Consider the following 21,825-nt stretch of genomic DNA (forward strand, 5'->3'; position numbering starts at 1 on the left):
GACTAAGAGTTGAGGGAAATAGTCGAAATATGCGGGATTATTTCGCAGGAAATATTCTATATTTCCTCATAATTAGATGGGTTCAGTTGAAATCCGTCCTATTTCGCCAAATATTTTCAAAAATACACAAATTATTCTAATTTCATCAAAATAACCACTTGCATTAGAATATTTTCTTTGATTATATTATTGTGGGAATATTTTTCTTTAACAAAATTTTTAAACATTTCATATTTCTAGCATAGGTGGGTAACAACGATGGTATTTGACGGCATCATCTTTTCACTTATAGTAGGTTTCCTCCGAAAAGGGAATTTAAGAGCACTCGCGCAGTTGAAGCTGAAAGGGGGATGGATCTTTCCTCTTTTATTGGTTGTTGAATTAGCCGTTTTTATGCTGCAAAACGATAGCAAATTACTAGGACAGTTCAGTGGATCTATCTATATAGTTGTTTATGTACTAGGACTGCTATTTTTATTGATGAACCGCAAAAACCCGGGATTTATACTTATTTTACTTGGTGTATTTCTCAATTTTTTAGTCATGGTAACCAATGGCGGAAGAATGCCAGTATCTTTACATGCAGCATCTATTTTAGAACCCGGTTACCTCGATATCCTTAAAGAACAATTATATGCGAAACATACATCACTAACAGAATCTACAAAATTAGGCTTTTTAGGCGATATTATTCCAATCACCGATCCATATCCTAGAACCCAAATCATTAGTATCGGTGATGTGGTTATGAATATCGGTGCCTTCCTCTTTATTCAATACTTAATGCTAAGACATCCAGCCGCAAAGAAAAAACAAGAAAGTTCACTTTCCTTAAAAGGAGGTGAAATCAAATGAGACAACAAAAGCGTGAAGGCATCAAATTAACTAGTGTTATTACAAATGCAATTATTCTTGCTTCAATGATTATTGCTTTAACATCTGGAATGAAACTAATATAATAAGAAGAATGGAGGAGTAAAATATTCATACTTCTCCATTCTAATATATTTAGATATGAGTGATTAAAGTGGACAGAATCAAGCAACCTGCGAATCTCTATTTGGTAATCGTTTCATTACTTGGAAGTTTGGGATTTTTACTGCAAAAGCCCTATGAATTCCACGATACATCAAAATTGATTATTTCCCTTACTTTAGTGGGAGCAATATTACTCCTAAATCATTACACAATCCCCATACCGCCTGATGGTAATTCCATTTCGATGGACTCTGCTATTTATCTGGCCAGTATTTATTTATATGGCTTAAAATTTACCTTGGTTGTTTTACTAATTAATTCTATTATCTATGCAATTTATAAACGAAAGATTGCCTGGTGGAAGCATCTATTCAATTTTTCTATCTATAGTATTATGATGATTTTTTCCTATTATCTCTTTGATTTTACCCATGGAAATATTGGTAACATTAATACAGGGTACTTATTTCCGTACATTCTTTCACTCAGTTCTTATTTTATTCTTAACACCATTTTAATCAGTTTATATTTCCTGCTCCAACAAAAGGAAAGTGCGCTTAATTTAATGAGTGGGATTGTGAAGGATAAGACCTTTCTAGTAAGCTATCTTAGTACATTGTTACTCTCACTTGTCCTAGGAATTCTTATCCAGTCAAGTCCCATCTTGGGTCTAGTTATGTTTGTGTGTATTGCGATCCTATTATCCGTCGCATTTAATCAACATTTTCAATTGTTCCAGGAAACCCTTGATAAAGCCAACAAAGATACATTAACCGGACTTAACAACCACGGGTACTTTAAAGAAATTTTGGAAAAAGAAGTAACTGCTTCGAAGGAAAATGATCAGCCATTGTGTGTGGTCATCATGGATATTGATGATTTTAAAAAATACAACGATCTATACGGTCATATTCAAGGGGATCATTTGCTCCAAGAATTTGGTACCCTTTTGAAATCCAGTTCCGACGCGGCACACTATATCGTTGCCCGATACGGCGGGGAAGAGTTTTCGATTATCATGCCAAATACCAATCGAAAGACTGCATATTCGTTCATGAATGAATTGCGGAAGAAAGTAAATGACACCTACTATAAAGGGGTGGAAGGTCTCCCCTACGGCTGCTTGTCCTTTTCATCGGGGATTGCAGAATGTGAAAAAGAAACCTACAGCATTTCTGAACTTCTCAACAAAGCAGACCAAGCCATGTATGCTGCGAAAAACCAAGGAAAAAATCTAGTCCAAATTTACAATGGACATTCAGAATATTCCGTACAACGCTCTCTTTCGCTTGAAAAAGAGCTAGAGGAAGCAGAATATCAATTAAAAATCTTTCTTTCCAAGGATGTTTATACCTATCGCCATAGCAAGCGTGTCTACCAATATGCGGTCGATTTCTCACGCGTACTGAATCTAAGCGTGGATGAACGCAAAACACTGATTCTCGGAGCGCTTATCCATGACATTGGAAAAATTGAAATTCCGCGTGAAATATTAAATAAAAAAGGCAGTCTCGACTCTCAAGAATGGGAAACCATGAAAAAACACGTTACCTATGGAAAAGATATCATTTCAACCAATAAGAAATTAGAAGATTTGATTCCACTCGTTGAACTCCATCACGAACGTTTTGATGGAAACGGCTACCCATATGGGCTAATCGGAAAATCGATCCCAAAACTAGCAAGAATTCTCTGCGTGATCGATTCCTTTGATGCCATGACAACAGAGCGGCCCTATCAAAAAACAAAAACCTTTCAAGAAGCAATCGCCGAGTTGCGCCGCTGCTCTGGCAAACAATTTGACCCCCAATTTATCGAACCATTCATTGCAATGATTACGGAATTCGATAACTCATGGGATGAACAGCAGAAAGAGGTTGCCGCAAGTATCGAGTATTAAGAAATGGACCTAAGCCAGGCTGTATGCCTGGTTTTTATCTCAATCCGTCCAACTCCTTGTGGTATGATGGAATAAAATTTATGAAGGAGTAATCCGCCATGATTCAATATGAATGCCTCCACCACGTGAGCCTATCCGTGACCAATTTAGAAAAGGCCAAGCATTTTTATAGCAATATCCTCTGTTTAAAAGAAATCCAGCGCCCGAATTTTGATTTCCCTGGTGCTTGGTATGATATCGAAGGACAACAGCTCCATCTCATCGTCGATCATGCCTCCCAAACCATTCGCCAAGATAAGCGCCTAAGCAGCCGTGAAGGTCATTTTGCTCTTCGGGTGAAAGATTACAATGCTGCGTTGAATTGGTTGAAAAGTAAGGATGTTGAACTATTAGAGAAACCTAAGGGCATGAGTGGCTTTGCCCAGATTTTCTGTGCCGACCCAGATGGAAATCTCATTGAACTAAACGTTGACCAAGCAGACCTTTAGTAAAGCCAAAAGGGAGAAGTGCGTATACACTTCTCCCCTTATTATTCATTGTAGATTTTCGTGTAGTTATGAGAATTCATAGGCGGAGAATTTCCGGCTAATGGATATAGACAGGGCTTAAGAAGCAATATAAGGGAAGATATTCCGATTAACTCCTCAAAATAAGACAATATCCAAAGATTTCGATAGTTTAGACGGAAAAACTTCCTTTATTATTAAGGAAATATGGGTATTTCCCAAAATAAACGGAATTTTTCCGTTTATTTTCAGACACAGTGGAATCAATATTCAGTTATAACAGAGCCTATTCAATAAAAGTCATGATCCCCCAAGCAACAATAAGTAACGAAAGCAGATAGCCGAAATCTTTCACTGCTAGTTTAGTTGTTTGATAATAGGTTCTGTCCCTTGTACCCGTAAACCCACGCGCCTCCATGGCAATCGCTATTCGTTCTGATTTTCTTATTCCCTGCGTAAACAATGGCAAAGCATACCTCATAAACGCTTTCCAATTATTTCTTTGCCGGTAACCTCTCACTTTATGTGCCGTCTTCATTTGGTTTAGTTCCGATTGGAACAACGGGATAAAGCGGAACCCCGCTAATAGCCCATACGCCCATTTGGGTGACAGTTTACATTGATGAATTAAACTCATAATAAACAAAGTGATGTCTGTGGTAGAGGTAAATAACAATCCATATGTGACAAACGCTAACATCCTTAAGGCGATGGTTAACCCATGATTTAAACTCTCCACCGTAATATGGAACCAAGCCCCTTTCCAAATTGTTTCTTCTCCCTCTCCAAAAGCAGCTATCATCCAAAATACAAGAATGAAAAAACCTAAATAAGGCAAAAGCCTTTTGACAAGATACGTCATTCTCCATCCGCCTAAAAAAATGCCAATCAATAGCGCAAGAAACCAAATCAAAAAAGTCACCGTTGGATTGGAGATGGCCATTAAAAGAAACATCACGATCAAATGAGCGAACAACTTACAAGCAGGATTGAGTGAAGCTAAGAATGAATCATTCGCCTTCATACCAAAACACCCTCCTTTCGCGCATGCATCAAACGGTAATGGAGTGGTGGAATCAACGCACTTTCACAGTAATTACTTGGCTCTGAAAATAAGCCATAGGGCGTTCCTTGATAGGATACTCGTCCCTTTTTGAATAGAAGGACTTGATCAGAAAAACGATCGACCACATCCATATCATGGGTTACCATCACAATGGTTGTTCCCTGTTCCTGTCTCTCTTTGAGACGTTTAATAAGCTCTCTCGCTGTTTTTTCATCCTGACCAAAGGTTGGTTCATCAAGCAATAGCAAAGCTTGATCGAACAATAACATTGTCGCCACACTTAACCGCCGTTTTTGTCCTAAACTCAGGGTAAAAGGGTGCGCATCCTGGTATGGTGCCAATCCAAACTCCTCTAACAATCGATTGGTTTTCGAGCGCACCTGCTCCTCCGGCCAATTTCGCTGCCGGCCGCCAAAAGCCACTTCGTCAAAAACCGTATCGGTAATGAATTGATGTTCGGGATTTTGGAAAACAAAGCCTGCCTGCTCAAATAATTCTCGGTCTGTCCATTTTTTTAGTTCCTTACCTTGAAAGTAAATTCTCCCTTTTTGAATCGGCTCCAACCGGATCAGACTTTTTAAAAAAGTGCTTTTCCCACTCCCATTTTCTCCGACAATGGAAATCCATTCCCCTCTATGGATTTTCACCTCTATATCACTGACAACGGTCTTCTTCCCATAGCCAATTTCAACATGTTCGGTGCGGAGTAAACAATCGCCTTGTACGAGCGGTTTCGTTTTTACCCTATTTATAAGTTTGATAGATAGAGGGTGCGAGGGATCTTGAACGATCTCCTCCCATTTGTGAGGAAACAACTTAGGGCGCCAAATCCCCGCATCTTTCATTTGTTGATTAAATTGGAGCAGCATCTCTTTTGGTTCCCCATCCCCAATAATCTTTCCATGCTCATCAAGGATAATGACTCGGTCCATCCATTCGATGCAGCCGTCAAGGACATGTTCTACAAAGACCATCGTATGGTTGGTTGTTTGAGCAAACCGCCTCAATAAACCAAAGATCTCATTCCGGCCAGCAGGGTCGAGTTGAGCGGTTGGTTCATCAAAGAAAAGGACGTCTGGTTCTAATGCAAGCAAACACGCTAACGCCAATCGTTGTTTCATCCCGCCTGAGAGCATTTCAATCGGTGTTTTCTTATCAACCATCAGCCCTACTTTTTCCATCAAATCCGAGATCATTTGATCCATTTCGTTACGAGGAATCGAACGGTTTTCCAGACTAAAGGCAATTTCTTCATCGACACGCAGCATACAAAACTGGGAATCAGGATCTTGAAACATCACTCCTGCATTTTTCCGGATGCATACTTCACCGCTGACCTCTGCGTCCAAATGCTCAGGGATAATCCCAGCAAGAGCAGAAATCAATGTAGATTTCCCACTCCCACTAGGTCCAAGGATTAATACCTTCTCCCCTTGATGGATGGACAAGGTAATATGATTGAGTATTTTTTCAGAGCGGTTATAAAAACGAATCGAAAGATCTTTACAACCCAGAAACATTGACATTGTCCTTTTTTCTTTTTTCCTTCATCAACTCATATTGCTCTAACACCCCTGTATTTGCGAGGGCATCCACGACAACTTTCGCTAGCCAGCCGCCAAGAATCATGCCGCTGATGACATGAATTCCTAGTGTCATCAAAAAGACTTCCAGTGTGTAATAACCGAAACCGTTGGCGATTATGTTATAAAGCATTCCAAATACGGCAGCTAGAGCACCTGATAGCATTAAAGTAAAAAGGTTATACCGTTTATATCCGAATAGGGCGAAGGCAATTTCTGAACCAATCCCTTGAAAAACACCTACTAACAGGGCCGACAGACCAAAATGACTTCCTGTTAATAACTCGACGGCAGCCGCTGCTACCTCTGCAATAAATGCTGCTCCCGGTTTTCTGATAATATACGCGACGATTGGACTGGCAATCACCCAAATACCAAACATAAAGCCTGCACCGACCGGCCCGACAATAGCAGAAATCGGAATCCACAGCGTCGACCATCCTAAATAAATCACTCCACAGGCCACCGCTAGAATCACAGCAAGAACGACTTCTTTCATCTTCCAGGTCTTCATTTCACTGCCTCCATTTTCACAGGCCATTCTTCTAGTTTATAAGCCATATCCCAGAACATATATTCCAACTGACAACTGATGAGGAAATGCTCCTTCATTTTTTCCTTTTCTTTCTCTGTTGCTATCTTAGCCCACTCATCGATCCTGGCACAAAATTTTGTCGTAATCGAATCGGTCCGGTTTCCATAAAAATGAATCCAATCATAAAAAGGATGGGAGCGATCTGGATTCACTTCCGTTAATAATCTTTTCCCAATTTCCCAATACGTCCATGGACATGGAAGCAATACCGCTAGAATTTCCCCTAATGTCCCTTCATGTGCAACCGTAAGCATATGACGCGTGTAATGAAGGGCTGAGGGTGCTAACGGATATCCCTGTAATGCCTCGTAGGGTACACCTGCTACTTGACAAAAGTTATTATGTGGATGGATTTCACTGTTTAATATAAATGAAATCTGCTGATTAAACATATCCATTTCTTCACGATTCTCACACTTAGAAACTGCGATTCCATAGATGCGAATAAAGGAATTCAAATATTCAAAGTCCTGTTTTACATAATGAACCAATTGTTCTTTTTGTAACTCCCCATCAGCGATCCCCCGGACAAACGGATGTTCAAAAATTGCCTCAAAAATCGGATTGGCTTCTCTTCTTAGTTCTGCTGAAAAACTCATATATTTCTCCCCCTTATTTGTTTTATGGGAAGACACTAAATGGAACGGCTAACGGTTCGAACACGAAAAAACCGCTCCAAAAATGGAGCGGCAGAATAATAGTATTTATCCATACACAGACTCCACTTTCCTACGCTAGTATGAACTAGATCAGGTTCAAAGGGTCCAAGATTATTCTTGTCTCAGCCGCCAAACGGCTCCCCTAGTGGTCTTCCTATAAATTTAATATTCACTCTACACCCGCTGGTTAATGTTGTCAATCAGTTAACAGCTAAAGGATAAAAATAGACCAAACGTCCTATAGAACAAGGAGACGCCTTCTCATTTTCCCCACTATACTTGCTTAACCACAGCCTTATGTTCTAATCGACGAACTAATTTATAGAACCCTAATAAGATGAGGAGGAGAAAAGGATTGATCATGATGGAGTGATACAAACTCCACCAACCATAATGGAAATAACCCCAAGGCTCTGGTAATAAGGTTAAAACCTCATAGATCACAATTCCTACATTCCAAGCTAAAAAAAAGGAGAATTGTTTCCATAATGGACTTTTTAAAGGATAGACATTTAAAAAGATAAGATTCACAGGTGGGACTAAACATAAATACACAAGCAAGGACTGCCAATCCACACCCTTAGTGAAATACCAGTACCCCTGGTATTTCAAACTGATAAATACATCAAACATCAGTTGGAATAAGGTTGTAAATAACCAAATCTGCAGCATCTCACTTCTGGTTAAACGTTTTTTTACTTTGATTGCAATTAGGTTAAATAAGATCACTGCTATAATAATCCCGACCATTTAGTTAACTCCTTAGGCATCAATATATATAAAATTTCCATTTTTAGTAAAAAACATACCTCTCCACCCCTCTAACTTCCAATTATTTACCAATAAATGTCGTAAGTCTCGTAAAACATGTCATAAGCGTCCGGAAATAGGTTATAAGGTTCAAAAAATAGGTAATAAGTCTCTGGAAATAGGTCATAAGTCTCTAAAAATAGGTACTAAGCGCAGGAATAGATGTTATCTTGGTAACTAACCAAAATATTCCCTCTACCCTCTATTACCATTTAAAAAGAATAAGAACTTTTTCTTCCTACCCCCAAAATCTCCACTTTACTATCTAAGTCTTTGAATATGGTCATTTTCTGTCGAAAAATCTGGCCCGCTATCTGCTGGACATTATGTAAAATATAAATCTATTAATATAGAACAACACTACACCTAGAGGAGGAATCTATGTGAATCGAATGTTTAGGTGGCTGGTTAGGTCACTATTTGCTCCTGTCACCGGAAATGCCGGAGCGGTGGCAAGCACACTTGGTTTTTTCTTAGGGTTTTTGCCTTTAGATAATATAAGAATACCGCTATTAGTAGTTCTGTCACTTTTGTTACGTCTGAATATCATCGCCTTATTCCTGGGAACGTTGATACCTATTTTCATTCCAAAAATGAATCATTTACCCATCCTGGATTTAAGTAGATTAGAAGATACGTGGTTCATTTCAACCTTAAAATCGAAAATACAGCTTTCACAATCGATTGCCCCAGCAATCCTAGGCGGCCTGATTGGTCTTGTTTGCTATTTTTTCTTCCATTGGTTTTACAATTTAGGGTTGAAAAAGAGAGAGCGGAATCAAGACCATGTTTTTCTTGATCCTGCCAAAAGACGCTGGTCGATTATCAAACGAATGGGTGCAGGCTTTGCCGCTTTAATGATTTTAGTGTCGACGATTTTTATCGAAAGCCTGAATAACAACCCAGAGTTTCCAGCACTGCAACTTGATAACAGCAGAGCAAAGAGCGTGATCGAACCAATTAATACAAGTTTTAGTGAAGAACAACTCGCCGCTCAGGTTCAAAAAACAACGCCTTCCCTTGCTAGTCAAAAAGAAATCGGGGAAGTGAATCAAAAACAAGAAGTTTATGGTTTTTACGTCGATTGGGACAAAAACAGCCGCACTTCTTTTAAAAAGAATATTGATTCGATTACCACATTAGTACCGGGCTGGCTGCAACTTACACATGGCCTAACCCTTGAAACCCGCACAGACAAGTCGATTGTTGATCAGGCCAAAACACATAAGATAAAGATTCTCCCCTTAGTAAATAATTTCACTAATAATAAATGGGATGGCGAAGTACTGCACCGGTTATTTATCACTCCTGGTGCAGAAGATCTTTTTATAAATAAGATGCTGGATTATGTGAGAACAAATGACTTTGACGGAATCAATATCGACTTTGAAGACATTCAGCCCAATGATAGAAATCACTTCACGCGATTTATCAGCAAAGTTAATCATGCCTTCCATCAACATGGTCTCATGGTTACACTAGATGTTCCGCCGGACAACGATAGTTTTAACTACGCTGCTCTATCAGCAAATGTAGATCGGATGATTGTCATGTTATATGACCAGCATCATTCAATGAGTAAACCTGGACCTGTGGCACCAACGGATTGGGTTGAAGAGAATTTAAACCAACTCCAAATTCCATCGGGAAAATTGATTGTGAGTTTGGGCAGCTTCGGGTACGACTGGGAGGAAAACTCCGGTCAGCCCGCCAAAACAGTTGCCTTCGGCGATATCATGGATTTAGGAATAGGCACCAACCTTCAAATCCAGTGGAATAAACAAACAAGCAACCCCTATTTACGCTACAAATTAAAAGGGAAAAATCATACCGTTTGGTTTTTAGATGGGGCTACTTTTTATAATCAGATGAAGTTATCAATGGATCATGGTTCAAAAGGTATCGCGGTTTGGCGTCTTGGTTCTGAAGATCCTTCCATCTGGAATTATCTGAATAAACCAAAGGAAATAAACGATCCAACCAATGCCCTTAAATCCTTGGTCAGCCCTAATCCTGTTCACTTTGCAGGTGAGGGTGAAGTTTTGAAAATTGCTTCTCAAACAGAACAGGGGAACAGAACAATTCGCTTGGATGCACAAGGGATGATTCAAACCGAATCGTATGTTAAATTGCCACAACCAATTGTGGTAGAACGGTATGGAAAACCGAAAAGTAAGGAAATCGTCCTTTCCTTTGATGACGGTCCAGATCCAACCTATACTCCACAAATATTAGACATTTTGAAAAGGAACCATATCAAAGCCACCTTTTTTATCCTTGGTGAGAACGCGATGCAGCATCCACAATTGGTGAAAAAGATGTATGAAGAGGGCCATGAAATTGGCAACCATACCTTTACCCATCCGAATATTGCATCGATCACACCGGAACAAACAAAAAGGGAACTCAATGCTAATCAGCGGTTGTATCAAGAAATTACAGGCCATTCGATGACCCTTTTCCGTCCTCCATATGCAGCCGATGCGGAACCAAACACGAAGAGTGAACTGGAGCCGATCTTGCGGGCACAGGAGATGGGATATACAACGGTCGGTGAATTAATCGATTCGGATGATTGGCAAGGACTTTCTAGTAAGGAGATTCTCCAGCAGGTATTGAGCCAGCTGCAAGATGGAAATGTGATATTGATGCACGATGCCGGCGGTGACCGCTCGAACACGGTAAAAGCCTTGCCGATGATTATTAAAGAGCTCAAACAGCGCGGCTACACCTTTTCCACCATTGGGGATCTGATTGGAAAAAGTGATCGTCAAATTATGCCTGAAGCTAATCCAGACAACCCTTATTTAGTCTATGACAAGGCAGTATTCAAAGTCCTCCAAGGCTGGAACTTAGGATTAAGCTTTCTCTTCTACTCAGCGATCGTGATCGGAATCCTGCGACTAGTTGTCTTCGTTTTCCTTTCAAGAAGGCAGGTCAAAAGGTATAAGGAAACGGAGATTGACCCTGACTTTACCCCGTATGTTAGTGTCGTGATTGCTGCCTATAACGAGGAAAAAGTCATTTGCAAAACCGTCGATTCGATTTTAGCGAGCGATTACCCTGCTTTTGAAATCCTGGTTATCGACGACGGTTCAAAGGATGATACGGCGGCTGTCGTGGAAGAGACTTATGCAGACCATCCACTCGTCCGATTAATTAAAAAGACCAATGGCGGGAAATCCTCCGCTGTCAATCTTGGGTTTAAAGAAGCAAATGGGGAAATCGTCGTGGCACTTGACGCGGATACACTCATCGCTGAAAATGCGATTTCCTTGCTTGTGAACCACTTTAAAAATGAGAATGTCGCAGCTGTGTCAGGGAATGTAAAGGTCGGCAATAAAGGGAACCTCCTGACAAACTGGCAGCATATCGAATATGTGACTGGCTTTAACCTCGAGAGAAGAGCCTTCGCCGCCCTCAATTGTATTACCGTTGTTCCTGGTGCCATCGGTGCCTGGAGAAAGACGGCGGTAGAAGCAGCAGGATATTTTCAAGAGGATACCCTTGCCGAGGATACGGATATTACGCTTACTCTGTTACGCCTGGGGAAAACGATTGAATTCGAAGAAAAGGCCTATGCCTACACAGAAGTGCCTGAAGATCTTAAAAGTCTGGCCAAACAGCGTTACCGTTGGGTGTATGGAACCTTACAATGCTTATGGAAGCATCGCGGGGCTTTATTCAATAAAAAACATCACTCATTAGGTTTTGTCGCGCTTCCAAACATGTGGCTGTTTCAGTATATCTATCAAACCATTTCGCCGATTGCCGATTTATTGTTCATTATCGCTCTTTTTAACCCGCATCCTGAAAAAGCGGCGATTGGATTTATCCTATTTTACTTGCTGGATTTCTGTACTTCTCTCTATGCGTTTCGATTGGAAAAAGAAAGTCCAAAGCCGCTCGCTTCATTGTTTCTACAACGAATCTTGTACAAACAGCTGATGACGTATGTGGTGGTAAAATCCATCTTCTCAGCCATCAAGGGAGTAACCGTTGGTTGGGGCAAACTAAAACGCAAAGGCAATGTAACGCAGGAGACTTCTATTGTGAAGGTTCACGAAAATATGTAAATTCGTTTAGGTCCTTCCCATTTTGGGAAGGACCTTTTTTTATTGATCGTTAAGCTGTTGATTAGGGGGGCCGTACTTATCGGTTGGGGGTCAGCTTACGTGCTTGAGCAGGTCAATAGCCGGAAAAATTCCGCCTATTTTGAAATTTTTATTAAAAAAAGCATAAATAGAAGGAGAAATTCCGCCTATTTATTCGAAAAAGGTGAAAATGGGGAATTTTTCTTGGCATAACCGGAAAATCTCCGCTTATTTCCTCCGAAACGAGCTCCATTTTACATTTAACAGGAAAATCTCCGCTTATTTTCCTTTTGCAGATTACTAGATTAAGGAGGACAAGACATCGTATTTAAAGTCCAAGCGAATCTCATTTAGAGGCATTACTAGGTGGTTGGATATTGTATTCCTAATAAAGAAACTCGCCAATTACGAATTGGCGAGTTTTACTTTTTTATATGTGGCGATCCTTTTTTAAAGAATTACATTTTCAGTTGTTTTCTTTCGAAGCCTTACGACTAGCTGCTCTTTCTTTTGCTGCTTGAGATACTTGTTGTCCATGGTTGGTTTTTGTTGTGGCTGCAGCAGCTGCCTTAGAATTCGACTTCGCGGCTGTAGAGGTTGATGGTTTTGCACTTGTCGCTGGCTTTGTTGTTGTTGCAGAATTTGTGCTTGTCGTTGGCTTTGTTGTTGTTGCAGGATTTGTGCTTGTCGCTGGCCTTGATGTTGTTGCAGGATTTGCACTTGTCGCTGGCTTTGCTGTTGTTGCAGCCTTAGTGCTTGTACTTGTTGTATTAGTTCTCGGCTTGGTTGCAGTACTCGACTTCGTGGGTGTAGTCATCGGTGCTTTCGTGCTTTTCACAGATACTGTTGTTGCCACAGGTGTTTGTGTCTCACTAGTTGTCGTTTTATAGCCGAGCTTTTTCGTATTTGATTGGACGTCTGTTGCAGCCAGATTGCTATTTTTTAAAGATACTTGGGTTACGGCATGATCATGGCCTTTCACAGTCGTTGTTGGCGTCGGATTGTTTTTTTCAGCTTGTTTCATAACAACCGCTTTTTCTCGGTCAGCAGATATCGGTAAAGCCATCTCTTTGGCTAATCGTTTAAGAGGTTGTTCGGCCAACAAAGCGTTGGCGACAGAAAACGTAACAGCTCCCGCTACTACCATGGCAAGGGCACCCTTGGATATTTTTTTCATGTTATTCCCCTCGTGTACTTTTATGTGAATTCATATCAAAATAATTCGAACGAACCCAATTGTCTTATGGGGGTAACCAGGATTTTGGAGTCTATTAAAATGGCTTTTTTATAAAAAACTAACTTTCTCGGAGATGAATAAAGTGTTAACTAGGAATCGTTACCTCTGACTACTTTTTTTCTGGGCTTATGAGCACAATTAGCTCCTATTCGTTACCTTCAGCTCCTTTTTGCCGGGCTCACGGGCATCATTAGCCTCTATTGGTTACCGCTAGCTCCTTTTTTCTTGGCTCACGGGCACCATTCGCTTCTATTGGTTACCGCTAGCTCCTTTTCCCCGGGCTCACGGGCACCATTCGCTTCTATTGGTTACCACTGGCTCCTTTTTTTCGCCCCCCCTAAACACTACCTAAAAAAAAATGATACATTCCAGTTGACAAAACAATAAATTTTATATAATAATAGTTATGTAATTAGAATTAATCTAATTTAGTAGATTATCTAAATAAAATTTTAAACCCATACTTAGGAGGAAATTCACTATGTCATTAATCGGAAAAGAAGTAAAACCATTCACAGCAAATGCGTACCATAACGGAGATTTTATCACTGTTAGCGAAGAAAACTTTAAAGGTAAATGGAGTGTTGTTTGCTTTTACCCAGCGGATTTCACATTCGTATGCCCTACTGAATTAGAAGACTTACAAAATGAATACGCAACGCTAAAAGATCTTGGCGTCGAAGTATATTCTGTTTCAACTGATACTCATTTTACACATAAAGCATGGCATGATACCTCTGAAACAATCGGTAAAATTGAATACATTATGATTGGCGACCCTTCACAAAAGATTTCTCGCAACTTCGATGTACTAGACGAAGAAGAAGGTCTTGCACAACGCGGTACGTTCATCATCGATCCAGAAGGCGTTGTACAAGCTGTTGAAATTAATGCAGACGGCATTGGCCGTGACGCAAGCACGCTTGTTAACAAAATTAAAGCAGCACAATATGTTCGCAACAATCCAGGTGAAGTTTGCCCGGCTAAATGGCAAGAAGGTTCTGCAACACTTAAACCAAGCCTTGATCTTGTAGGCAAAATCTAAGCAGCACATATAACAACATTCAAAGGGAATTGGAAGCTTCCAATTCCCTTTTTTAGTACATAATGTTTAAATCGTACAACGTCACTCTTCTTTTTATGGCCAAAAGTGATAAGTATTTTTCACTTGACTGATAATGAATTCTATATGATAATAATTATATAATTAGAATTATTATTAATAAGATCACAGGAAAAATTTAAGGAGTGAGAGATTAATGATACTAGATCAAGATATAAAAGCTCAGTTAGAACAATACCTTCAATTAATGGAGGGAAACGTACTGCTTAAAGTTAGCGCAGGAGCAGATGACGTTTCTCGTGACATGCTAGCTTTAGTAGACGAATTAGCCAATATGTCTTCTCAGATTAAAGTAGAGAAGACTGAATTAGAAAGAACACCTAGCTTTAGTGTAAATCGTATCGGCGAAGATACAGGCATAACTTTTGCTGGTATTCCTCTAGGACACGAATTTACCTCGTTAGTGTTGGCTCTATTGCAGGTAAGCGGCAGAGCCCCGAAGGTTGATCAAAAAGTCATTGATCAAATCAAAGCAATTAAAGGTGACTATCACTTTGAATCCTATATCAGTTTAACCTGCCACAATTGCCCTGACGTGGTTCAAGCATTGAACATTATGAGCGTTTTAAATCCTGGTATTTCTCACACCATGATTGACGGCGCGGCTTACAAAAAAGAAGTGGAAAGCAAAGACATCATGGCCGTACCAACAGTTTTCCTAAATGGTGAATCGTTCGGCAGCGGCCGGATGACCCTTGAAGAAATCCTTGCCAAGATGGGCAGCGGAACAAATGCAGCGGAACTTTCTGATAAGGAACCATTTGATGTCCTTGTGATCGGCGGCGGCCCTGCTGGTGCCAGTGCAGCTATCTATGCAGCACGTAAAGGAATCCGCACAGGGATTGTGGCGGAAAGATTTGGCGGACAGGTGATGGACACCATGGGTATTGAGAACTTTATCGGTACGAAATATACAGAGGGTCCTAAACTAGCAGCAAGTCTTGAAGAACATGTCAAAGAGTACAATGTTGATGTGATGAATTTACAGCGTGCAAAGCGTTTGGAGAAGAAGGATTTTATTGCCGTCGAACTCGAAAACGGAGCTATTTTAAGAAGTAAGAGCGTCATTCTATCAACAGGTGCCCGCTGGCGAAATGTTGGCGTCCCAGGTGAAGCAGAGTTCAAGAACAAAGGTGTCGCCTACTGTCCACATTGTGATGGTCCATTGTTTGCAGGAAAAGACGTTGCTGTTATTGGCGGCGGTAATTCTGGTATTGAAGCAGCTATTGACCTCGCAGGCATTGTTAATCATGTAACTGTTCTTGAGTTTGCGCCAGAGCTGAAAGCTGATTCTGTCCTGCAAGACCGTCTATACAGCCTGCCTAATGTAACGGTGATCAAGAATGCTCAAACAAAAGAAATTACCGGTACTGACAAAGTAAACGGCATTTCTTATATTGACCGTGAAACAGGCTTAGAGCATCATGTTGAACTGCAAGGTGTGTTTGTACAGATTGGTCTAGTACCGAATACAGATTGGCTAGGTGAAACACTTGAACGAACTCGCTTTGGAGAGATCATTGTGGATAAGCATGGAGCAACCACCCTACCTGGTGTGTTTGCAGCCGGCGATTGTACGGATAGTGCCTATAAACAAATCATCATTTCAATGGGATCAGGTGCTACTGCAGCTTTAGGTGCATTTGATTACCTTATCCGTAATTAATTTCTTAAACGAAGGGAATTGGCTCTAGTCCAATTCCCTTTTCTTTTGAAAAATAACTCTATCAAACTATCTTGTTGTATGAGGCAGTATACTCCTTGCCTTTTTAATAAAAACAAAGGATAATAGCCCGATGATCGCCATATAGATCTCAATGACCCATAGGTTTTTAAGATGTCCTGTTTGGTAGAATGCGAGTGGGAAGTCAATTGCTGCATGAATGAGAATCGCATAGACCACATAGGAAAATTTCTTTTTAACGACTGCTAACAATACAAATAAACTAAAGGCGATTTGCAGGAATACAGCAAAAAACCGCTCCAAACTGCCTAATAAATAAAAGGAAACTCCTTGATTTACGATCGTTTCTTTCATCCCTGCCAACTGATCAGCTGGAATACTCCCTGCTAAGGATGATTCAAAAGTCCCCGAATTAATCATAAATGCGAAGATCAGGTTTGGCACAACCGTCATCAGCACTAACAAAACCGCTTCTATACCTCCCCAGCCGATTCCAAACGAGATCCCGCCTTTGTAATCATGAAATTTTTTCAGGAGCCAAATAAATAATAGAAACCGTGCCGGTTCTTCAAATAAGCCTGCTGCCATGCCGCCGTATAATCCAAATAACCAGGGATGGTCCGCATAATTGGGAAAGTTTGTGATAACAACGACATGCAATACTTTTTCTAAAATCTGTGTTGCGATGACAAACCCAAGAGCGCCAATAACCACCGGCTTTACAGCAATCCCCGTTTTCTTTCTATAAACCAAAATCAATCCGACAAATAAACCAATGCAAACCACAATCGGGACAAACATCGAAATAATCGTTGCCGTACTTACCATTTAACTCTCCCCTTTTTTGTATCCGTTAACTTAATTATTATCATTCTTAATAATGATAATAATAAGGATGTAAATTACTGTCAATACTTTTTAGGAAATTTCTCCGTTTGTACTGGGTAATTACGTTTATGGCTCTTTGAAGGCATGATAAAAGGGTGTACCAAAACTGTATTGGAGACACCCTCGTGTAGAGATTATAATTCTTCACCGTTTGTTTCAATTACATTTTTATACCATTCAAACGAATCTTTCTTGAATCGCTTCATGGATCCGTTGCCTTCATTATCACGATCTACATAAATCATACCATAACGTTTTTTCATTTCACCTGTTGTGAATGACACAATATCGATGATGCCCCATGGCGTATAGCCGATTAAATCAACACCATCGTAAGTTACTGCTTTTTCCAATGCCTCAATATGAGATTTTAAATATTGAATTCGTTCTGGATCATGGATAGAGCCATCCTCTTCGACCGTATCGATTGCACCAAAGCCATTTTCAACGATAAATAATGAAATTTGATAACGATCATAAAAACGATTTAATGTATATCGAAGGCCAGTAGGATCAATCGCCCAGCCCCAATCACTGGATTTAATGTATGGATTTTCGACTCCATTCGGTAAACCGCCATTGACGATATCTCCCAGATTTTCTCTTACAACATCGCTTTTAACCGTTGTAGACATATAATAGCTGAAACCAAGGTAGTCAACTTTACCATTTCTTAGGATCTCATCATCGCCATCTTCAATCTTGATGTCATAGCCTGCACGTTCAAATTCTTTTAAAGCGTAGCTTGGATAATAACCGCGAACTTGTACATCAGGGAAAAAGTAGCGTTGTCTCATTTCTTCCTCAGCTAACATCACATCTTCTGGATTGGATGAAAAAGGATAGATCGGTACATGGGAAACCATGGCTCCAATTTGGAACTCTGATTTAATTTCTTTTCCTTTTGCTACCGCTAATGCACTTGCAACCAATTCATGGTGTGCTACCTGATACATTACTTCTTTAGCATCTTCGTCTTCTCCCACCATAACACCTGAGTTTGTCCATAAGAAGATAGGATTATTAACATCCATTTGGTTATTGATTTCGTTAAAAGTCATCCAGTATTTCACTTTGTCTTTGTAACGCTCAAAGCATACCTCAGCAAATTTTGCGAAGAAGTCTACTACTTTACGATTTCGGAAGCCGCCATATTCTCGTGCTAGATGTAACGGCATTTCAAAGTGGGATAATGTAATGACAGGTTCAATTCCATACTTTAATAATTCATCAAAGACATCATCATAGAATTGTAATCCTGATTCGTTCGGTTCAGCTTCATCACCTTTTGGAAAAATTCTGCTCCATCCGATCGATGTCCGTAAACATTTTAATCCCATTTCAGCAAACAAAGCGATATCTTCTTTATAGTTATGATAGAAATCAATAGCCTCATGGTTTGGGTAGAATTCATTTGCTTCGATTGTTTCAGTAATTTTTCTCGGTACACCATGTGCACCTGCTGTCATCACATCCACAACGCTTGGTCCTTTACCGCCTTGATTCCATCCACCTTCAAATTGATGGGCTGCTAAAGCACCGCCCCATAAAAAATCCGTTGGTAATTTACCCATGTTCATTTCCTCCTTATTTCACAACCGTTAATAATCCACGATTTAAAATACTTTCTTTAATATCTTCGACAATAACTTCTTTTTTTCCCGACATGCGAAATCCCCTTTTCAGTTAATTTATACGCTTACACCGAAGTATATGGTCACATTATAATTGTGCCGATACAATTTTACAATACCCAAATAAAAAAATTATCACTATATAATATTTTCAGTAACTTTATGCTATAATGCTATTATTGAATGAAGTAAATTAACTAATGAGGAATGCAAATGTTAAAGTACCAGCAAATTGCAACAGAACTTGAAAAATATATTGAAGATAACGCACTTCAACAAGGAGATAAACTGCCGGTTTTAGAAGCATTAATGGCTCAATTTGAAGTGAGTAAGAGTACGATTACGAAATCTTTGGATCTGTTGGAGAAAAAAGGGGTAGTCTTCCAAGTCAGAGGCAGCGGCATTTTTGTTAGAAGGCATAAGAGAAAGGGATATATTAGTTTGCTTTCGAATCAAGGGTTTAAAAAAGACCTGGAGGATTATCATGTCACTTCAAAAGTCATTGAATTAGACGTGCGAAATCCCACAATAGAAGCGGCTGATAATTTAAACATTGGACTCGAGGATGAAGTCTATTATGTAAAAAGGGTTCGCTATATTAACGGGCAAACATTATGCTTTGAAGAATCCTATTATAATAAATCAATCATTACCTACTTGAATAAAGAAATCGTCTCTGAATCGATATTTAATTACATTCGGGATGGATTAGGATTAAAGGTCGGCTTTTCCGATGTGTTTCTTCATGTCGATAAACTGAATGAGGAAGAAGCGGAGTATCTAGAATTGGAGGCAGGGGCCCCAAAACTCAATGTTGAAACGATTTTTCATTTAAGCAACGGCCAGCCTTTTGACTTCTCTAAAGTCACGTATAACTATGAACAATCTCAGTTCTTTATCCAAGCGAACAGTAACTTTTTGTAAGCATGTAAATCTAAGCACGGCAAGCTTTTAAAGGCAAAGGCAGCTTAAGTTACCTGATAATGACAAAAACCCCGCAAAAAAGATGCGGGGTTTTATCGTGTACTTTTTGATTACAGGAACAATCCTACAATCGTTCCAGTTAAGACGGATCCCATGGTTGCTACTAATAAAACCTTTAAACCAACCTTAGCTAACTCACTTGCCTTTTCATTATTGATAGCCTGTACCGTTCCTAAGATAATTCCAATGGAAGAGAAGTTAGCAAACGATACCAAGAATGCTGATACAATACCTACCGTCTTATGAGACATATCAGGGATCATTTTCATGAAGTCTAACATAGCGACGAACTCATTAGCCGCTACCTTCGTACCCATGACAGAGCCAGCTCGAACAATCTCACTTGAAGGAATCCCCATAATCCAAGCGATTGGCGCGAATACATATCCAAGTACACCTGTGAAAGAAATACCGAAGATGGAAGTAAAGATCCAGTTAACAGCCGCGATCAATCCTACATAAGTGATTAGCATAGCGCCTACGATTAAAGCTGTCTTTCCGCCGAGCAATGTCCAGTTGCCAATTGCTTCGAATAGCGATTTCTCAGGAATCATTCCCTTAATATCGATTTCTTCATCTTCCTCTTTCCTTACAGGACACACAATCGTTGATAGGATAAGTCCAGAGAATACGTTAATGGGTAACGCCACCAATACGTACTCCGCAGGAATCATTTGCATGTAAGCACCGAGGATTGAACAACTTACCGCAACAAGAGAAGAAGTAACAACCACAAACAGACGGTTTCCAGAAAGACTAGGTATGAATGACTTAACAGAAAGGATCGCGGACGTATCACCAAATACCATAGAATTCACCGCAACAAATGATTCAACCTTTGGAAGTCCTGTTATTTTACTTACTGCCCCGCCAATGTATTTAATCGCTAATGGTAATATTCTAGAATAAGTTAAAATACCTAGTAAAGCGGTTACGAATACAATCATCATTAGAACATTAACAAAGAATAAATCCTTTCCTGCAAGGCTGCCGAATACAAATGAGATCCCGTCATTCCCGAAAGAAAGAACTTTGTTAAAGCCATCGACGATTTTGTGCAGAACTTTTTGACCGATGGAAGTATTCAGCATAAACCAAGCGATTAACAATTGAACAGCTGCCATGATACCTACAGCACGGAAGTTAATGTTTTTCTTATCGTTTGACATTAACCAGGCAATACCTATTAGAATAAGGATTCCAACAATTCCAATGATAATTGACATATTATTTTACCTCCAAAGCATTGATTACTTGAATATTTGACTCTCTTTTATAGGAAAGCTTCCCGCTGAAAAAACTGATAATAAAATAGACGATTGCTAGAATTAACACAAAGGTCCAGATTTGATCAACCATTGGTGTATTCCAGACACCTAAAAAATAAAGGAGCGCTGGTATGGTCAACGTTACCCATGACTGAACAAATGCAACCAATCCAATATAATGGTCAATTTTCTTATGAAGTGCATTTGATAAGAAGAACAGAAACCATAAGAATGCCCACATAGCCCATGTCAGTGCATTGACAACATTTTGAAAGTGAATAATCGATGTTAAGGTATATACCACTCCAACAATTGCAACCCATAGACTAAACCAACCAAGACCGCTCCCATCAATCCCTTTCCATGAGGTGAATCCAACATATAAATAAGTTAACCCAAATAAGAAAATAGATGCATAATTGTAAAGCTCCCAATGGTTTTGGCCCGATACGACGATTAAATAACTTGGGATCATTATTTGAAGGGTTCCTACGAAAATATTAAAGAGACCCACACTCTTTCCATCCGCTTTTCCTAATAGCATCAGACTGTTTAGGAATAACACTGCGCCTGATAGAAATAAACCAACATTACTCATATTAATTGCTGTGAAAATTCCTTTTCACAACATTCCCCTCCTAACCTATTCACGGCATTTTCTTCTCTTTTTTCTAACAGGACCAATCCTCCGTGAGCGCTTTCATTAATCTTAAATTACTTTACTAATATAACACATATTATGAACAAATGTTAAATCATAATTGAACAAAATTTAAGTTTATTAATTTCCAATTTTCTTAACAATGCCCAATAATA

The 21,825-nt window shown here is 39.6% G+C and carries 17 protein-coding genes and 1 riboswitch; of the genes, 7 read left to right on the top strand and 10 right to left on the bottom strand.

Features of this window, described 5'->3' with window-relative positions; translation table 11 throughout:
• Nucleotides 1–258 precede the first annotated feature (258 nt).
• The 3 genes from M3610_RS20655 (at nucleotide 259) to M3610_RS20665 (ending at nucleotide 3,366) form a co-directional block, all read left to right on the top strand.
• Nucleotides 259–855 (top strand): DUF5317 domain-containing protein, encoded by a 597-nt coding sequence (locus tag M3610_RS20655; protein ID WP_251462082.1) that lies wholly within the window; start codon nucleotides 259–261, stop codon nucleotides 853–855.
• A gap of 172 nt (nucleotides 856–1,027) precedes the next feature.
• Nucleotides 1,028–2,878: a diguanylate cyclase gene (locus tag M3610_RS20660; RefSeq protein WP_251462084.1), complete on the top strand. Its 1,851-nt coding sequence runs from the start codon at nucleotides 1,028–1,030 to the stop codon at nucleotides 2,876–2,878.
• Between the two features lie 98 nt (nucleotides 2,879–2,976).
• On the top strand, nucleotides 2,977–3,366 hold the full coding sequence (locus M3610_RS20665; RefSeq protein ID WP_251462087.1) for a VOC family protein: 390 nt from the start codon (nucleotides 2,977–2,979) through the stop codon (nucleotides 3,364–3,366).
• Between the two features lie 304 nt (nucleotides 3,367–3,670).
• Here M3610_RS20665 and M3610_RS20670 read toward each other — a convergent pair whose 3' ends face one another.
• From M3610_RS20670 to M3610_RS20690, 5 genes are all read right to left on the bottom strand, one after another.
• Entirely contained in the window at nucleotides 3,671–4,408 is a 738-nt protein-coding gene (locus M3610_RS20670; protein ID WP_251462089.1) for an energy-coupling factor transporter transmembrane component T family protein, read from the bottom strand.
• Nucleotides 4,405–5,976 carry an ABC transporter ATP-binding protein gene (locus M3610_RS20675; RefSeq protein ID WP_251462091.1) on the bottom strand — a complete coding sequence of 524 codons (1,572 nt, stop codon included), beginning with the start codon at nucleotides 5,974–5,976 and terminating at the stop codon, nucleotides 4,405–4,407. The genes M3610_RS20670 and M3610_RS20675 overlap by 4 nt, the downstream gene beginning before the upstream one ends.
• Nucleotides 5,954–6,547 (bottom strand): ECF transporter S component, encoded by a 594-nt coding sequence (locus M3610_RS20680; protein ID WP_251462093.1) that lies wholly within the window; start codon nucleotides 6,545–6,547, stop codon nucleotides 5,954–5,956. The genes M3610_RS20675 and M3610_RS20680 overlap by 23 nt, the downstream gene beginning before the upstream one ends.
• Nucleotides 6,544–7,227, bottom strand: coding sequence for a thiaminase II (gene tenA / locus M3610_RS20685; RefSeq protein WP_251462095.1), 684 nt, complete (start codon nucleotides 7,225–7,227; stop codon nucleotides 6,544–6,546). Before tenA ends, M3610_RS20680 begins: the two co-directional genes overlap by 4 nt.
• A 110-nt stretch (nucleotides 7,228–7,337) precedes the next feature.
• Nucleotides 7,338–7,441, bottom strand: a riboswitch (TPP riboswitch).
• A 119-nt stretch (nucleotides 7,442–7,560) separates the two neighbouring features.
• Complete coding sequence (locus tag M3610_RS20690; RefSeq protein ID WP_251462097.1) at nucleotides 7,561–8,037, bottom strand: hypothetical protein; 477 nt, start codon at nucleotides 8,035–8,037, stop codon at nucleotides 7,561–7,563.
• Between the two features lie 443 nt (nucleotides 8,038–8,480).
• Here M3610_RS20690 and M3610_RS20695 point away from each other — a divergent pair, with 443 nt between their 5' ends.
• On the top strand, nucleotides 8,481–12,173 hold the full coding sequence (locus M3610_RS20695) for a polysaccharide deacetylase family protein (protein ID WP_251462099.1): 3,693 nt from the start codon (nucleotides 8,481–8,483) through the stop codon (nucleotides 12,171–12,173).
• A 484-nt stretch (nucleotides 12,174–12,657) separates the two neighbouring features.
• Here M3610_RS20695 and M3610_RS20700 read toward each other — a convergent pair whose 3' ends face one another.
• Nucleotides 12,658–13,368, bottom strand: a complete 711-nt coding sequence (locus M3610_RS20700; protein WP_251462101.1) for a hypothetical protein — start codon at nucleotides 13,366–13,368, stop codon at nucleotides 12,658–12,660.
• 541 nt (nucleotides 13,369–13,909) lie between these two features.
• Here M3610_RS20700 and ahpC point away from each other — a divergent pair.
• Together ahpC and ahpF are read left to right on the top strand one after the other, a co-directional pair.
• Nucleotides 13,910–14,473, top strand: coding sequence for an alkyl hydroperoxide reductase subunit C (gene ahpC, locus M3610_RS20705; RefSeq protein ID WP_098573889.1), 564 nt, complete (start codon nucleotides 13,910–13,912; stop codon nucleotides 14,471–14,473).
• Between the two features lie 214 nt (nucleotides 14,474–14,687).
• On the top strand, nucleotides 14,688–16,217 hold the full coding sequence (gene ahpF / locus M3610_RS20710; RefSeq protein ID WP_251462108.1) for an alkyl hydroperoxide reductase subunit F: 1,530 nt from the start codon (nucleotides 14,688–14,690) through the stop codon (nucleotides 16,215–16,217).
• 66 nt (nucleotides 16,218–16,283) lie between these two features.
• Here the strand turns inward: ahpF and M3610_RS20715 are convergent, their stop codons facing one another.
• Both M3610_RS20715 and bglA read right to left on the bottom strand, forming a co-directional pair.
• Nucleotides 16,284–17,063, bottom strand: a complete 780-nt coding sequence (locus M3610_RS20715; protein WP_251462109.1) for a YhfC family intramembrane metalloprotease — start codon at nucleotides 17,061–17,063, stop codon at nucleotides 16,284–16,286.
• Between the two features lie 194 nt (nucleotides 17,064–17,257).
• Complete coding sequence (bglA, locus tag M3610_RS20720; RefSeq protein ID WP_251462111.1) at nucleotides 17,258–18,697, bottom strand: 6-phospho-beta-glucosidase BglA; 1,440 nt, start codon at nucleotides 18,695–18,697, stop codon at nucleotides 17,258–17,260.
• Nucleotides 18,698–18,970: 273 nt separating this feature from the next.
• On the opposite strand from bglA, the gene M3610_RS20725 reads away from it, so the two are divergent.
• Nucleotides 18,971–19,681, top strand: a complete 711-nt coding sequence (locus tag M3610_RS20725) for a GntR family transcriptional regulator (protein WP_251462112.1) — start codon at nucleotides 18,971–18,973, stop codon at nucleotides 19,679–19,681.
• A gap of 110 nt (nucleotides 19,682–19,791) precedes the next feature.
• On the opposite strand, the gene M3610_RS20730 is transcribed toward M3610_RS20725, so the two are convergent.
• Both M3610_RS20730 and M3610_RS20735 read right to left on the bottom strand, forming a co-directional pair.
• The gene (locus M3610_RS20730) at nucleotides 19,792–20,967 is read right to left on the bottom strand and encodes a NupC/NupG family nucleoside CNT transporter (protein WP_251462114.1); all 1,176 of its coding nucleotides are present in this window, start codon (nucleotides 20,965–20,967) and stop codon (nucleotides 19,792–19,794) included.
• Between the two features lies 1 nt (nucleotide 20,968).
• Nucleotides 20,969–21,607, bottom strand: coding sequence for an AmiS/UreI family transporter (locus M3610_RS20735; protein ID WP_251462116.1), 639 nt, complete (start codon nucleotides 21,605–21,607; stop codon nucleotides 20,969–20,971).
• Nucleotides 21,608–21,825 lie beyond the last annotated feature (218 nt).

It is taken from the genome of Neobacillus sp. MER 74 (assembly GCF_023714155.1).